This window comes from Marinobacter sp. LQ44 (assembly GCF_001447155.2).
Taxonomy (GTDB): Bacteria; Pseudomonadota; Gammaproteobacteria; order Pseudomonadales; family Oleiphilaceae; genus Marinobacter.
Window position 1 is genome coordinate 4244004 of sequence record NZ_CP014754.1, and the last position, 15418, is coordinate 4259421.

Genomic DNA, 15418 nt, shown 5'->3' on the forward strand with positions numbered 1-15418 from the left:
ACTGCAAACACGTGGTTACTGCGGCCGGGTGGTTACCAGCCTTCCAGTTTCGGGCATTGCGTTGCCCGGTAACTCTTGTCCCGATAACACACACCGGGTTCTGTGGTGCGGGCGGTAAAGACTTCGCCGGCCGCAGTGGTCAGTCGCACCTGTCCATAGGGTTCACCGTGGCGGAAGGTGGCTTCGATGGAGCTGCCGTTCGGGTTGCGCAGAAGACCCTTTCCATGGAAGCTGCCTTCCATGTATTGGCCGTCGTACTTCTTGCCGTCGGCAAACACTTCCGAGCCCTTGCCGTGGAATTCGCCGTTGGAGAATTCGCCCTCATAGGAGCGGCCGTCCGGGTAGGTCAGGGCGCCCTGGCCGTGGAATTCGTCGTTGCGGAAGCCACCAACGTAAAGCATGCCATCGGCAGTGGTGAGCGAGCCATGGCCATTCATGCGGCCGCGGCTCCAGTTACCGGTGAGTATGTCGCCGTTGTCCAGGGTAAGGGTGCCCTTGCCGTGGAACTGGTCCCGTTCGAACTGACCGGTATAGGCTGAGCCATCAGCGCTGCGCCATTGGCCCTCACCGTGGCGCTCGCCATTGTCCCAGTCGCCTTCGTAACGGCTGCCGTCGGGGTACCAGGCCTTGCCGGTGCCATGGAACTTGCCGTCAACAAAGTGTCCTTCGTAGCGAAGGCCGGCCTCGTCCTGCCAGGTGCCGTCGCCGGTTCGTACGTCACCAACCCACTCACCATTGCGATAATTGACCGTGGTGTAGGCTTCCAGGCGGCCCACCAGCGTCAGCTCCTGGCCAGCGGTCAGTGCTACGCTGTTGGTCCAGGGTTGGTAACCGGGTTTTTCGATGGTTACGTCATAGCGGCCAGGCTTCAGTTCCAGATCAAGCCGGGTGGCGCCGTAAGTTTTGCCGTTGATCGTAACCTGGTCGCCCACCACGTTGGAGCGCAAGACCAGTTTGCCAGTGCTCGGTGGCGGCGGCTCTTTTGCCTGTTCCGGGGCAGGTTGCTGAACAGGGCGTTCAGCCTGAGGAGTGTCCAGCCGGGTGTTGATGGCTGAAACCGGTTCTGCCACGGCAACCATTTCCGGCTGTTCCGGCATGGGAGGCAGGGTGAAGGGAGTAGCGCTGGCGGTTTCAGAGACCGGTTGCGCGGGCTGTTCGGGTTCCGGTAAGGCAGGTTCCGGTGCTGGCTGTGGCTCTGGTGCCAAGACCGGCTCCGCCGCCGCGGCTATGGTTTCAGCCATGCCGGGAACGGTTACCTCGGGCACGTCTTTTCTAACCGAGGCAAAGCCGGCGGTAACCAGGAGCATTAACGCAAGGGCGTTTACGAACAGTAGTGGTCTGAAATCGACCATGACGAAACCTCGTGATCCAAACTTACCGGATACTTTCTTATGGTTTCATCTTACCCACTGTCTGCAACGTTATGTAACAGAAAGTGTCTGAAGTTGGCCAGAATGCTGGCCAAATCACATTTTGTCCGGAAGCTGGTCATGATTGAGCTGCTCCCAGGACTTCATGTACACATCGGCTTCGTATTGATACGGTGACCGGAATGGCGTCAGCACGAAATCGAATACCAGAAAGAAAGACCCGATCGACAACCAGGCAATGGTCAAGGTGCTGATGGTGGTGGCCTGTTGTTCGGGGTTGGAATTCACAAACCCTTGAAGCAGGGGGATCATATCCGACGCCATCACCACCGGGTTAAAACTGGACAGAACGAACGGTAGCCAGAAAGCGATGAAAATCGGGAAGAACCCGAACGACCACAGCAGGCGGCGCAGCAGGTAAATGGCAACTTCTCGCCAGAAGCGCTGTCTTATTTCCGGTACTTTGCGGATTCGCTCCAGATACCGGCGTCTTTCCGCCCACCAGGCGGCTACTTCCGGGGCGTCGATATGCTTTGGGGTGCGGTCTGTCATAGTTCGGCAGGCTACCTTGTTAAGTCCGTTCCGTGCATCATATCTGATACTACGTGTTACCCTGTAATTCTCCAATTGTTCAATACACAGGATTGTCTTAATGGCTGCAGCGACCGATAACGCAATTCACCCGGCCTTCGAGAAACTTCGCAGTCACCGGATCAACACGCTGAACCTTGAGGTTGAGGAATATCGCCATAAGAAAACCGGCGCCCGCCACCTTCATCTGGCGGCGGACAACGACGAGAACGTCTTCTTCGTGGCGCTGCGCACCTTCCCGATGGATTCCACCGGGGTGGCTCATATTCTTGAGCACACGGCGCTGTGTGGTAGCGAACGTTATCCGGTCCGAGATCCTTTTTTCATGATGATCCGGCGTTCGCTGAACACCTTTATGAACGCCTTCACCAGCAGCGACTGGACCGCCTATCCGTTTGCCAGCATGAACCGCAAGGACTTTGACAACCTGCTGTCGGTGTACCTGGATTCGGTGTTTTTCTCCAAGCTGGACCCGCTGGATTTTGCCCAGGAAGGCCACCGCCTGGAATTCGACAAACCGGATGACCCTGGCAGCGACCTGGTATACCGAGGCGTGGTCTACAACGAGATGAAAGGGGCCATGAGTGCGCCTACCTCCCAGTTGTGGCAGAACCTGACCAGCCACCTGTTCCCGACCACCACCTACCACTACAACAGTGGCGGTGAGCCGGATCATATTGTTGATCTGACCTACGATGACCTGGTGAAGTTTTACAAACACCATTACCACCCGAGCAACGCCATTTTTGCCACCTACGGCAACATTCCAGCCCGGGAGCACCATGAGAAGTTCGAGGAACTGGCGCTCAAGCGGTTTGATCGCCTGGATATCGAACTGCCGGTCCGTGACGAGAAGCGTATGTTTGCACCCCTGCGGGTGGAGCAGGGCTACGCGGTTAATGACGGTGAAGGCACAGAGAACAAAACCCATATTGTGATGGGCTGGTTGCTGGGCCACAGCTTTGACCTGCAGGAGAACCTGGAAGGCCAGTTATTGTCTGCCGTATTGCTGGAAAACAGTGCCTCGCCACTGATGCGGGCCCTGGAAACCACGGATATTGGCCACGCGCCATCGCCCATGTGCGGCCTTGAAGATTCCAATCGGGAAATGACCTTTGTGTGCGGCATTGAAGGCAGCGAGCCAGATAGCCGGGCAGAGCTGGAAGCGCTGGTTGAATCCACTCTGCAGAAAGTGGTGGCTGAGGGAGTCAGTCAGGAGCGGCTTGAGGCCATCCTGCATCAGCTTGAACTGCATCAGCGCGAGATTGCCGGTGACAGTTTTCCCTACGGCTTGCAGTTGATCATGAGCGCTATTGCGCCCATGGTGCACGGTGGTGATCCTGTGGAGCTGCTGGATCTGGAGCCGGTGCTGGCCAGCCTGCGTGAGAAAATCAAAGATCCGGAATATGTGCCCGGCCTGATTCGCCGCAAGCTGCTGGACAACCCACACCGTGTGACCCTCACCTTGCGCCCGGATGAGAAGCTGGAGAGCCATCACCAGCAGGCCATTCGTGAGGCCCTGGCTCGCCGTAAAGCGAGCCTGACCGAGGAAGAAGTGACGGCGATAGTGGAGCGTGCCCAGGCTCTGGAACAACGTCAGTTGCGTAAAGATGACGATTCCATTCTGCCAAAGGTCGGCCTTGACGATGTGCCTTTGCAGATGCCCGAGCCAGAGGGCAGCTACGATGCCGAAATTGGTGCAACGGTCTATTCCCGGGGCACCAATGGCCTGGTGTACCAGCAGGTTGTATTGCCGGTGCCGGCGTTGTCAGAGCAGGAATTGTTACTGTTGCCTTACTACACCACCCTGGTTTCCGAAGTGGGTTGTGGTGAACTGGATTACCTGCAGATGCAAGACAGGATTTCCGCGGAATCCGGCGGTATTGGTGCCTCATTCAGCGCAAAGGGGCGTATTGATGATGTGCAGGACGTGTCTGGCTACCTGATTTTCAGCGGCAAGGCCCTGGCCCGCAACGGCAAGGCCCTTACCCAGTTACTGAAGGATGTATACACCGGCGTCCGGTTTGATGAGAAAGAGCGTATCCGAGAGATTATTGCGCAGGTGCGGGCGCGCCGTGAGCAAGCCGTGACTGGCAGTGGCCACGCCCTGGCCATGGGCGCTGCGGCTCAAGGGTTGAGTGCCGGCTCCTGGCTGACCTTCCGTTTGGGTGGCCTGGCGGGCATCCGTGGCACCAAAGAGCTGGATAAATCCCTGAAGGATGACAAAGCCCTGGCTGAATTCTGTGACAGCCTGGCGGCGCTGCACGACAAAATCCGCAACCAGCAACGGCAGTTCCTGCTGATTGGCGAAGATGGCCAGTTGGCGCCCATGCTGGATGATCTCAAATCCTGCTGGCAGGGTGATTCCGGCCGGGCGGGCGATGCCTGGGCCATGGCACCGGTCAATTACAGCACCCGTGAGGCCTGGTTGACGTCAACCCAGGTGAATTTCTGTGCCAAGGCTTACAGCACCGTTGCGGTGGATCATCCGGATGCTGCCGCGCTGACGGTTCTGGGCGGTTTCCTGCGCAATGGCTTCCTGCATCGTGCTATCCGGGAAAAGGGCGGTGCCTATGGTGGCGGTGCCGGCCAGGACAGTGTCAATGGCGTATTCCGTTTCTTCTCGTACCGGGACCCGAGGCTGGCGGAAACCCTCGACGACTTCGATGGTGCCCTGGACTGGCTGCGCACGGAAAACCACGATGCCCAGTCCCTGGAAGAGGCCATCCTTGGTGTTATCGGCCAGTTGGACCGGCCGCGGTCACCCGCCGGTGCCGCTCGCCACGCGTTCCATAACAAGCTGTTTGGCCGCACGCCGGAGCAGCGGGCCAGGTTCCGGGAGCGAGTGCTCGCGGTGACGCTGGACGAGCTGCAACGGGTGGCCGATACCTGGCTGGTGCCGGAAAAGGCCAGTGTGGCAGTGGTCACCAACCCGGATAACCGCGCTGTGGCTGAAGGCCTCGGTATGGCTATTCAGGAACTCTGAGGCAAGTGCTGAGCCACCGGTGTTACCGGTGGCGCTTCAGCCCCGTTGTGACCATGATACGGGTGGATATTTCCTCAACCGAATAGGCCGTCGTGTTCAGGTAGGGAATGCGTTCCCGCTTGTACATCAGTTCAATTTCCTCGATTTCGTGCATGCACTGCTGAATCGAGGAGTAGCGGGAGTTCGGTCGCCGTTCATTCCGGATGGTTGCCAGTCGTTCCGGTTCAATCGTCAGCCCGAAGATCTTCTCTTTGTGGGGGCGCAGAGCCGCAGGCAGTTTCTGATCCTCCAGATCTTCTTCAGTAATGGGGTAATTTGCCGCCTTGATGCCGTATTGAAGCGCAAGGTAGAGGCACGTCGGTGTCTTGCCACTTCGGGAGGCGCCCACCAGAATCAGGTCCGCTTCGCTGTAGTGTCGCGTGCGAGCGCCATCGTCGTTATCCAGTGCAAAATTCACCGCGTTGATCCGGCGCTCGTAACTGCCTTCGTTATTGATGGCGTGGGACTTACCCACGGTGTAAGACGACGATGAGTTAAGTTCCTGCTCCAGTGGGCTCAGGAAGGTGCCAAAAATGTCGATCATGAAGCCGTCGGCGGTACTGATGATCTCCCGGATACTGCTGTTAACGATGGTATCGAGAACCAGGGGCGCGGCACCGTCTACCTCCGCAGCCTTGTTGATGCGTTTGACCAGGTCATGAGCCTTTTCTTCATCATCAATATAGGGCACGGTTATACGTTCAAAATCGATCTTCTCGAACTGGGCAAGCAAGGCATGGCCGAGTGCTTCCGCCGTCAGGCCTGTGCCGTCCGAAATAAAAAAAGCGGTTCTTTTCATGGCTGTATCCGGTTTGGTTTTGGCTGATTGCCGGGAGTTGTTCCGAAGCTCCCTAGGTAATTTCCGCAGGTTACAGTATCATACACGCCAGATTCGAGACTCCGCGCTACACAGACTCAAGGGAGACGTGCTTTGGAAGATTACATCATCTGGTTTGACCACCTGGGAATGTCCGATGTTGACCGGGTTGGAGGCAAAAACGCTTCCCTCGGTGAAATGATCAGTAATCTCGCCAATGCAGGCGTTACCGTTCCCGGTGGTTTTGCCACCACTGCCTATGCCTACCGCGAGTTTCTGGCCACCGATGGCCTGAAAGACAAAATCGACCAGGCGCTCGATGCCCTTGATGTAAACGACGTTAACGAGCTTGCTCGTGTTGGCGCCCAGATTCGCCAATGGGTTGTTGATACTCCGTTCCCCGATAGCTTGGATAATGCCCTGAAAGAGGCGTTTGCGAAACTCCAGAATGGTAACGAAGACATGGCTGTGGCGGTTCGCTCGTCTGCCACTGCAGAAGACTTGCCGGATGCCTCCTTTGCCGGTCAGCAGGAAACCTTCCTCAATGTGTCTGGCCTTCAGCAGGTTCGCACCTCGGTCAAAGAGGTGTTTGCTTCCCTGTTCAATGACCGGGCGATTTCCTACCGTGTTCATCACGGCTTTGATCACAAGCTGGTGGCGCTGTCGGCGGGTATCCAGAAGATGGTTCGCAGTGAAACCGCCTCCAGCGGTGTGATGTTTACCCTGGATACCGAATCCGGGTTCCGCGATGTAGTGTTCATTACCTCGTCTTACGGTCTGGGTGAAACGGTCGTTCAGGGCGCGGTTAACCCGGATGAGTTTTACGTGCACAAGCCTACGCTTGAGGCTGGCCGCCCGGCGGTGCTGCGCCGGAACCTGGGCAGCAAGGCCATCAAGATGGTTTACCATTCTGAGCCGGGCGAAGGCCAGTTCGTGGAAACCGTCAAAGTGGAGCAGGAAGACCGTAACCGCTTCTCCATTACCGATGCGGAAGTGGAAGAGCTGGCCAAGCAGGCCATGATCATTGAAAAGCACTACCAGCGTCCGATGGACATCGAGTGGGCCAAAGACGGTGACGACGGCAAGATCTACATTGTTCAGGCCCGCCCTGAAACCGTGAAAAGCCGCGCCTCTGCCAACGTGATGGAACGCTACCTGCTGAAAGAGACCGGTAAGGTGCTGGTGGAAGGCCGCAGCATCGGCCACAAGATCGGCAGTGGTCCGGTCAAGATTATCACCAGCATTAACGAGATGGACCGCGTTCAACCCGGCGATGTGCTGGTCACCGATATGACCGACCCGGATTGGGAACCGGTCATGAAGCGCGCTTCCGCCATCGTCACCGACCGAGGTGGCCGTACCTGTCACGCTGCGATCATCGCCCGTGAGCTGGGTATTCCTGCGGTTGTGGGTTGCGGCGATGCGACCGAATTGCTGAAAGATGGCCAGGACGTCACCGTATCCTGTGCCGAAGGCGACACTGGCATGATCTATGAAGGTGCCCTGGACTTCGAGCTACGGGAAAACACCGTGGATTCCATGCCCAACATTCCGTTCAAGATCATGATGAATGTGGGCAACCCGGACCGGGCCTTTGACTTCCAGGCGCTGCCCAACGAAGGTGTTGGCCTGGCTCGCCTTGAGTTCATTATCAACCGCATGATCGGTGTTCATCCAAAGGCGTTGCTGAACTACGACGGCCTGCCCCGTGATATCAAGCAAACGGTCGACAAACGTATTGCCGGCTACGCATCCCCGGTGGATTTCTACGTCGACAAGCTGGTTGAAGGTATTTCGACTCTGGCCGCAGCATTTGCGCCGAAGAAAGTGATTGTGCGGTTGTCTGACTTCAAATCCAACGAGTACGCCAACCTGATTGGTGGCACCCTGTATGAGCCGGACGAAGAAAACCCGATGCTGGGCTTCCGCGGCGCATCCCGTTATATCTCCGAAACCTTCCGCGACTGTTTCGAACTGGAGTGTCGGGCGCTCAAGAAAGTCCGTAACGACATGGGCCTGACCAACGTTGAGGTGATGGTACCGTTCGTACGCACCGTGGGCGAGGCCGAACAGGTGGTTAACCTGCTTGCGGAGAACGGGCTCAAGCGGGGTGACAACGGTTTGCGGGTGATTATGATGTGTGAGCTGCCAGCCAACGCGATCCTGGCTGAACAGTTCCTGGAGCACTTTGACGGTTTCTCAATTGGCTCCAACGATCTGACGCAGCTGACTCTGGGCCTCGATCGGGATTCCGGCATCATTGCGCATCTGTTTGACGAGCGGAACGATGCCGTCAAAGCCCTTTTGTCCAACGCTATCCAGGCCTGCAAAAAGGCTGGAAAGTACATCGGCATCTGCGGTCAGGGACCGTCTGATCATCCGGACCTGGCCAAGTGGCTGATGGACGAGGGTATTGATACGGTATCCCTGAACCCGGATTCCGTGCTGGATACCTGGTTCTTCCTGGCAGACGAGAAGATTGACTGAGCGCGAACATTTCGGAAAAGGAGAGAAGCAAGGTGAGCAAGATCATTACGCCGGATCTGTGCGACGAGTTTCCGGAAGTGCAGGTGGTTGAGCCTGGCTTCAATAATTACGGTGGTGTGCGCCAGTTTGGCGGCGAAATCGTTACCGTGAAGTGCTTTGAAGACAACTCCGTGGTCAAGGAGCAGGTAGGCCTGCCGGGCAACGGTCGAGTAATGGTGGTAGATGGTGGTGCGTCCAAGCGCAATGCGTTGCTGGGCGACATGCTGGCTGAGAAAGCCGCTGAGAATGGTTGGGCCGGGCTGATTATTTATGGCTGCATCCGGGACGTGGACGAGATTGGCCAGACCCATCTGGGGGTTCAGGCGCTGGGCACGGTTCCCCGGAAGACTGAAAAGCGTGGTATCGGTGACCTGAACATTCCGGTTACCTTCCACGGCGTGACCTTCCACCCGGGCCACTACGTGTACGCCGATAACAATGGCATCATCGTATCCGAGAAGCCCCTGGTTTGACCCGGGGTTACCCTGGAGAAATTAAAAAAACGGCGGCCGTCTGGCCGCCGCTTTCTATTGGGTGACTTCTGTGATGTTGACGCCGATCAGATAACCGTCGCCCTCCGGTTCGCAACGGATGACCTCACACACGGTCTCCAGGGGCGGAAGCTGGTTATCTGCGCCTTCCAGGCGGGTTCTGAGTTCACTGCCTACGGGGATCGCATCGTCCACGAACAGCTGCATGCCAGCGGCGCTCAGGTCCCGGCAGATACCGGTGAATGTATCGCCCCTGGCATTGGTGATTTCAATGCGGCTGTTTACCTGCATCCGGTGAAAGTCCCGCTTTTCTGAGTAATCTTTCATGGCGTTTAGGCCCAGTTGTCGGTTTTTCTTGTTGGTTTGAGCATCGGAATGAGCAGCGCCAGCAGAACACCGCCAAGCACCAGGCCGGCGCCCAGCAGCATGAAATCGGAATCCTTGCTGGCCTCAAGCCGCTCATTCTCTGCCGTCAGTACTTCCAGATCATTACGCAGTTTCTGATTTTCCTCGCGCAGCTCCCGATTGCGGCGTTCAAGATTGATGGAATCCGCCGCGATATTCTTGATGCGGGTGAGTTCTTCCTGAAGTTCACCTGCCCGGTTGGAAAGGCTGTTTTCCGCATTCTGCAGGTTGTCACGCTCTTCGGTAACGGCCGACAACTGCTCGCGGACACTCGTAAGCTCTGATCGCGTCTGTTCCAGTTGCTGGGTGGCGCGCCTTAACCGGTCAGCAGCGATGGGCTGGTTGCTCAGATACTGGCTTGAAACCCAGCCTTCGGTTCCTTTTGGGGTTCTTACCTTGGTATAACCATCGCCTACCTCGAGTACTTCCAGCGGTGTGCCGCTGGGAACCGCGTTTTCGATAATTCGGAACTGGGTGCCAGCTCCGGAACGAACAGGCAGATACAGTTTATCGTCAACCCATACGGTGCGGGCTTGGGCGACAGAAACCGACGCGAGGATCAGTATAAGGCTGAGAAGAAGACGGAGCGATGTCACGGATTACGTTCCCTGGTATGGTCTGTTGACGGTCTTTAAAACACGCAATTTTGTCACACAGTGACGGGTATTCAAGCAATCGCGGGTTACAATCCGCTCATGCAGTGCTGTTGCCAGGCTGGGCTGTCGGCAGCTCAGGGCAGCACAACCTTATAGGGCTTGACGGTAACGGATTGATACACCCCCGCTTCAATGTAGGGGTCGGCATCCGCCCACGCCTGAGCCTGTTCCAACGACTCGAACTCGGCAATGACCAGGCTGCCGCTGAACCCGGCTTCGCCCGGGTCCGGGGAGTCGATGGCCGGGTGGGGGCCGGCTACCAGCAAACGCCCCTCTGCTTTCAATGCTTCCAGCCTGGCAACATGAGCCGGGCGGGCGGTCATCCGCAGGGCCAGGCTGTTGGGGACATCTTCGCTGATAATGGCGTAATACATGGGTGCTCCGGTGCAAATCTCGGTTTGGTTAGGGCCGGATAGCCAACACTGGTACACTGGCGGCTACCGCCCAGTTCAGGACTGTTTGTGACTATACCTCAAGACCCGAAACCGTGCATTGATCTGCATTGCCATAGCACCGCATCCGATGGCGCGTTAACGCCGGAGGATTTGGTTGCTCGGGCGGCAGAGCAGGGCGTCAGCCATCTTGCACTGACCGACCACGATACCATTGCTGGTCTCGCTAAGGCCCGCGCCCGAGGGCAGGACCTGGGGTTGTCACTGATCAGCGGCGTCGAGTTGTCTTGTGTCTGGCGCAGCCACACCATTCATGTGGTTGGCCTGGACTTCGACGAAGCGGACCCCGCCTTTCTGGAGGCTTTGGCGCAGCAGAACGAGAACCGTTGGCAACGAGCGCGGTTGATTGCCGATAAGCTGGCTCGCCTGAAGGTTGACGGGTTGCTGGAGAAAGCGACAGCTCTGGCCGGAGGCGATGTACCCGGACGGCCGCATTTTGCCCAGGTTCTGGTGAACGCCGAGGTGGTGCCAAAGACCGCCCACGCGTTCAAACGCTATCTCGGTGCCGGTAAGCCCGGTGATGTGAAGGCCTGCTGGCCCGAGCTATCGGAAGTGGTGCAATGGATCACTGGCGCTGGTGGCATCGCTGTACTCGCGCATCCCCGCAAATACCGGCTGACGGCAACCCGCCTGCGTGAATTGACGGCGGATTTTCGCCGGGCTGGTGGTCGGGCGATTGAGGTATCGGTATCCGGGCAGTCCAGTGGTGATCTGGGGTTTGTGGCAGAGTTGGCAAGGCGGGAGCAGTTGCTGGCGTCTCAGGGCAGCGACTTTCATTTTCCCGGCGCGCCCTGGTGCGAGCTGGGCCGGATAATGAAAATGCCAGAGGGGCTGGAGCCCGTCTGGCATCATTTCAGGCAGCCGGTGAGCGTTTAGGACTCAGTCCGGTGCGTGGAACAGCAGGTACAGATCGGTCAGTGAATCCGGAATGGCCTCCGCCATGCGGGCAGACAACTTCTCATCGTTGCGCACGTTCTGGAAGTCTTCGTCCTCGAACAGCCCGGACAGGGTAAGCATCGGCACCATCAGGTCTGCGACGTCTTCCTCGCTGGCGGCATCCAGCCAGGCCTCTTCATTTTCCAGAAAGGTATCCACAAACCCGGCGCACCAGTTTTCCAGTGCGTTCATCGGGTCACCGTCTTCCGGTTCCGGCAGTTCCAGTGGCTGGCCCATGTCCAGGGCATGGGCCATATCAGAAGCCAAGACCTTCACGCAGTGAGCGAAGACCTCCGGTACCTTGCCGTCTGGCAGGGTGTCAGAGCCGGTGGCAAGGCGGAAGAGATCTTCCGCCCCCAGGCTGACCGGGCCGATAACGCTTGCACACACAACGCCGTGGAACCCGAAGAAATCCAGGGCTTCATCCCCCCAGGGCTCCGCGAACAGTATGTCTTCCAGCGCCTCGATGTCCGAATTGGTCAGCATAATCAGTTACTCCCGGCCTTTTTGGCTTCGGCGGCCGCACGCTGGCGTTTGCGGACCTCGCGTGGGTCGTTGTAAGCGCGGCCCGGAGTGACCGGAACGTCTGGCATTTCGTCCTGTGCCGGAGCAGTCCGCGCATCATCGACTTCTACTTCTGCCTTGGGCTCTGAGTTAGTCTTTGCCTCGGCTTCCGGTTTTGCCTTGTCAGCCTCGGCCTTAGGCTCAGGGGCCTCTGGCTGGGCTTTTGGCTCTTCACTCGCAGGCTTCTCGGCAATTTCAGTCTGTTTTGCCTTTACCGGCTTTGGGGTATCCGCCGTTTCACTGTCTGTTACTTTGCTTTCGGCCTTTGGAGCTTCTGACGCTTCGGCAGGCTTATCCTCGGACTTCGGCATTGCATCCGGCTTGTCAGTCGGCTCTGCTGCTTTTTCTTCGCTGTCGGCCCTGGTGGCCGGCGCTTCAGCCTTGCCGCTATCGGCAGCCTTGTCTGCGGCTTTCGGTTTGCGCTGACGGTTTGCCGGGCGAGCCTTACGAGGTTCCCTGGGCTCTTTATCCTTCTCGGCGTTACCCGATTCAGGAGCGTCAGCCGGCTGAGCGTTGTCAGCCTTGGCGTCGGTAGTGTCGCTCGCTTTCTGGCTGTCAGTCGGGCTGCCTTGCTTAGCAGGCTGTGCCGGTTTCTCAGCCTTTTCTTCTGGCGCCGTGTCGGCTTTTGGCTGTTCAGGCTTTTCAGCCTTGGGTGTCTCCACCGTGGCCTTGTCTTCTGCGGCAGCGTTCTTCGGCGCTTCAACCTTCTTGGGCTGTTCAACCGGTTGCTGGCCTGGCTGTTGCTTCGCCTCTTCGTGACCGGTCTCTACGCCTTTCTCGGGCTGAGTATCCTTCTGGTGCCTTTCGCTGCGCTCTGCCTTGCGTGCGGCCGGTGTGCTGGCCGGAGACTCGGCAGGTGAGCCGTCGCGATTACGCTGGCGGCGCGGCTTACGACGCTTGTCGTCGCCTTGCTTGGTCTCGGCCGGCGTCTTCTGGGCATCCTGCGGCTCGCGGTTGTCTTTCTGGTCTTTCGCATCGCGCTGCGGACGGTTGCGGTTCTGGTTGCGACCCTGCGAATCCTTGCGGTTATCCCGACGGTTCTCGCCGCCTTTGTTGTCAGCACCACGGTTCTCGCCAACCTTGTCCTGCTGCCCTGAGCGATTCTGGGCATTGCGGGACTGGTCATCGTTGCGGTTGCCGCGATTACGGTTGCGGTTGTCATCAGCGCGGTTTGGTTGGCCACCCTGACGGCGGTCGTTTCCGGTGCGATTGCCACCCTGGCGCTGGTCGTCGCGGGCTACCCGTGATTTACGACGGTCCTGGCGGCCCTGGTTACGACGCTCTCCGGCGCGGTCACGGTTGCCGGCGGCTTGTTTGGCGTCGGCTTGCTCCTGCTCGCCGCGGAAGAAACAGGCAATCTTCTTGCCGAGCTTGCGGAACAGACCTTCCTCCGGCTCTGCTGGTTCAGCGGCGGCCTGAGGTGCTGTCGGGGCCGGGGCTGTGGGGCGGATGGCCTTTACGGCAGCCTGTTCACGAACCGGCTTTTCAGTGGTCTGTACTTCGGCGCTTTCTTCTTCCCGCTCGTTGTATTCCTGAGCAACCTGGTGGCTGGCAATGTGCTCAGGGGTTGCTTCGTCCTGACGCAGGCGGATGATCTCGAAGTGCGGTGTTTCCATGTTGGGCACCGGAGCAACCACCACGGAAACGCCCTGGCGTGCCTCGATGTCGGCCAGCTGCTTGCGTTTTTCGTTCAGCAGGAAGGTAGCTACGGACACCGGTACGATGGCTCGGACTTCGGCGGTCTTTTCCTTGGACGATTCTTCGTAGATCAGTCGCATGATGCTCAGGGCCAGGGATTCAATGCCCCGGATGGTACCCTGGCCTTCACAGCGCGGGCACACCTCACTGCGGGTTTCACCCAGGGAGGGGCGCAGGCGCTGACGTGACATCTCCAGCAGGCCGAAGCGGGAAATCTTGCCTACCTGAACGCGGGCCCGGTCGATTTCCAGGGCTTCACGCATTTTCTGCTCGACTTCGCGCTGGTGCTTAGCGGGTGTCATGTCGATGAAATCGATAACGATCAACCCGCCCATGTCCCGCAGGCGCAGCTGGCGGGCGATTTCTTCTGCCGCTTCCAGGTTGGTCTGCAGGGCAGTTTCCTCGATATCGTGACCTTTGGTGGCCCGGGAGGAGTTGATGTCAATGGAGACCAGTGCTTCGGTGGGGTCGATCACAATGGAGCCGCCGGAAGGCAGCTTCACTTCCCGCTGGAACGCGGTTTCGATCTGGCCTTCGATCTGGTACCGGCTGAACAGGGGGATCTCATCTTTGTACAGCTTGATCTTGTTCTCAAAGGTGGGCATCACGGCGCGCACAAAGCTGAGAACGTCTTCATAAACGCCGTCAGCGTCGATCAGGACTTCGCCGATGTCCTGGCGGAGGTAGTCACGAACGGCCCGGATAATAACGTTGCTTTCCTGGTGAATCAGGAAGGGCGCCTTGCGCTCGCCAGCGGCCTGGGTAATGGCTTCCCAGAACTGCACCAGGTAATCAAGGTCCCACTGGAGTTCTTCGGTGGTACGGCCAATACCGGCGGTGCGTACGATGATGCCCATGGACTTCGGCACTTGTACGCCGTTCATGGCGTCTTTCAGCTGTGCCCGGTCATCGCCCTCGATGCGGCGGGAAATGCCACCGGCGCGGGGATTGTTGGGCATCAGTACCAAGTAGCGACCGGCGAGGGAGATAAAGGTGGTCAGGGCTGCGCCCTTGTTGCCACGCTCTTCTTTATCAACCTGCACGATGACTTCCTGCCCTTCAGACAGAACATCCTTGATGTTGATCTTGCCTTCGATCTGGCCGGGAGACTTCTTGAAGTACTCTTTCGAGATTTCTTTCAGCGGGAGGAAGCCGTGGCGCTCTGCGCCAAAGTCGACGAACGCCGCTTCAAGGCTGGGTTCTACGCGAGTGATACGGCCTTTGTAGATGTTGGCTTTTTTCTGTTCACGGGTGCTGGATTCGATATCCAGGTCAAAAAGCCGTTGGCCGTCTACCAGAGCTACGCGCAACTCTTCAGGGTGAGTTGCATTGATCAGCATTCTTTTCATGGAAAGAAAGGGTTCCTGTCGTTTGTTGGTGACAGAAAACCTGGGGCGTTCGCATCAGCGAAGCGGGATGTGCGTGCCGCGGGCCCTGTTACAGCAGGGCGGGCCGGCGGCCAGACGGATCAAACCCGTATGGGGTTTGATCCTGTATGTCTGAGACCACCGCCGACAATCCGCCTGCCTGACAGCAGGGAGAGGTCGAATAGGGTGAGTGTCTGTTGACGCATAATATCCGTTTTCAGGTTCACACAAACTCCTGGGTCTCACGTCGTATTGGTTTGCTGGACGGCCCGGGTTTGCATGGTAGTGATTCTTCGCGATGTCGCCCGACGGTTTTCCGGTCGGTTTTTCCTCTCCCGGGCAGGTCGCAGCCTCTCTGGGTCTGCCCTGTGGTCCGGGAGTTTGTTTCACGCCGGGCCCGGTAATGATTGGGCTTCGGCGTTCAATCTCTTAATCAGTGTCGGTATACTGCTGCCGCTCCGGCTTCTGACCAGAGTTCGTCAGGCCGTAGACAAACGGCAGAGCACGCCGGAATATAACA

The 15418-nt window shown here is 58.1% G+C and carries 12 protein-coding genes; 4 read left to right on the top strand and 8 right to left on the bottom strand.

Features of this window, described 5'->3' with window-relative positions; translation table 11 throughout:
• Positions 1-32: 32 nt before the first annotated feature.
• Together ASQ50_RS19440 and ASQ50_RS19445 are read right to left on the bottom strand one after the other, a co-directional pair.
• Positions 33-1352, bottom strand: a complete 1320-nt coding sequence (locus ASQ50_RS19440; RefSeq protein WP_058090399.1) for a PEGA domain-containing protein — start codon at positions 1350-1352, stop codon at positions 33-35.
• Between the two features lie 114 nt (positions 1353-1466).
• A complete protein-coding gene (locus ASQ50_RS19445; RefSeq protein ID WP_058090400.1) occupies positions 1467-1922 on the bottom strand; it encodes a hypothetical protein in 456 nt (151 codons plus the stop codon).
• Positions 1923-2022: 100 nt separating this feature from the next.
• Here ASQ50_RS19445 and ASQ50_RS19450 point away from each other — a divergent pair, with 100 nt between their 5' ends.
• Positions 2023-4947 carry an insulinase family protein gene (locus ASQ50_RS19450; RefSeq protein ID WP_058090401.1) on the top strand — a complete coding sequence of 975 codons (2925 nt, stop codon included), beginning with the start codon at positions 2023-2025 and terminating at the stop codon, positions 4945-4947.
• 22 nt (positions 4948-4969) lie between these two features.
• Here the strand turns inward: ASQ50_RS19450 and ASQ50_RS19455 are convergent, their stop codons facing one another.
• On the bottom strand, positions 4970-5785 hold the full coding sequence (locus ASQ50_RS19455) for a pyruvate, water dikinase regulatory protein (protein ID WP_058090402.1): 816 nt from the start codon (positions 5783-5785) through the stop codon (positions 4970-4972).
• Positions 5786-5917: 132 nt separating this feature from the next.
• Between ASQ50_RS19455 and ppsA the strand changes: the two genes are divergently transcribed.
• On the top strand, positions 5918-8290 hold the full coding sequence (gene ppsA, locus ASQ50_RS19460) for a phosphoenolpyruvate synthase (protein WP_058090403.1): 2373 nt from the start codon (positions 5918-5920) through the stop codon (positions 8288-8290).
• Between the two features lie 32 nt (positions 8291-8322).
• Positions 8323-8802, top strand: a complete 480-nt coding sequence (gene rraA / locus ASQ50_RS19465; RefSeq protein ID WP_058090404.1) for a ribonuclease E activity regulator RraA — start codon at positions 8323-8325, stop codon at positions 8800-8802.
• A gap of 54 nt (positions 8803-8856) precedes the next feature.
• Here rraA and ASQ50_RS19470 read toward each other — a convergent pair whose 3' ends face one another.
• The 3 genes from ASQ50_RS19470 to ASQ50_RS19480 all read right to left on the bottom strand — a co-directional run bounded on the left by ASQ50_RS19470 (position 8857) and on the right by ASQ50_RS19480 (position 10255).
• A complete protein-coding gene (locus ASQ50_RS19470; protein WP_058090405.1) occupies positions 8857-9147 on the bottom strand; it encodes a PilZ domain-containing protein in 291 nt (96 codons plus the stop codon).
• 5 nt (positions 9148-9152) lie between these two features.
• Positions 9153-9821: a TIGR04211 family SH3 domain-containing protein gene (locus ASQ50_RS19475; protein ID WP_058090406.1), complete on the bottom strand. Its 669-nt coding sequence runs from the start codon at positions 9819-9821 to the stop codon at positions 9153-9155.
• A gap of 134 nt (positions 9822-9955) precedes the next feature.
• Positions 9956-10255, bottom strand: a complete 300-nt coding sequence (locus ASQ50_RS19480) for a YciI family protein (protein ID WP_058090407.1) — start codon at positions 10253-10255, stop codon at positions 9956-9958.
• 87 nt (positions 10256-10342) lie between these two features.
• Here ASQ50_RS19480 and ASQ50_RS19485 point away from each other — a divergent pair, with 87 nt between their 5' ends.
• Complete coding sequence (locus ASQ50_RS19485; protein ID WP_058090408.1) at positions 10343-11209, top strand: PHP domain-containing protein; 867 nt, start codon at positions 10343-10345, stop codon at positions 11207-11209.
• Between the two features lie 3 nt (positions 11210-11212).
• On the opposite strand, the gene ASQ50_RS19490 is transcribed toward ASQ50_RS19485, so the two are convergent.
• The gene (locus ASQ50_RS19490) at positions 11213-11755 is read right to left on the bottom strand and encodes a YecA family protein (protein WP_058090409.1); all 543 of its coding nucleotides are present in this window, start codon (positions 11753-11755) and stop codon (positions 11213-11215) included.
• A gap of 2 nt (positions 11756-11757) precedes the next feature.
• Positions 11758-14880 carry a ribonuclease E gene (rne, locus tag ASQ50_RS19495; protein ID WP_058090410.1) on the bottom strand — a complete coding sequence of 1041 codons (3123 nt, stop codon included), beginning with the start codon at positions 14878-14880 and terminating at the stop codon, positions 11758-11760.
• Positions 14881-15418: the final 538 nt, after the last annotated feature.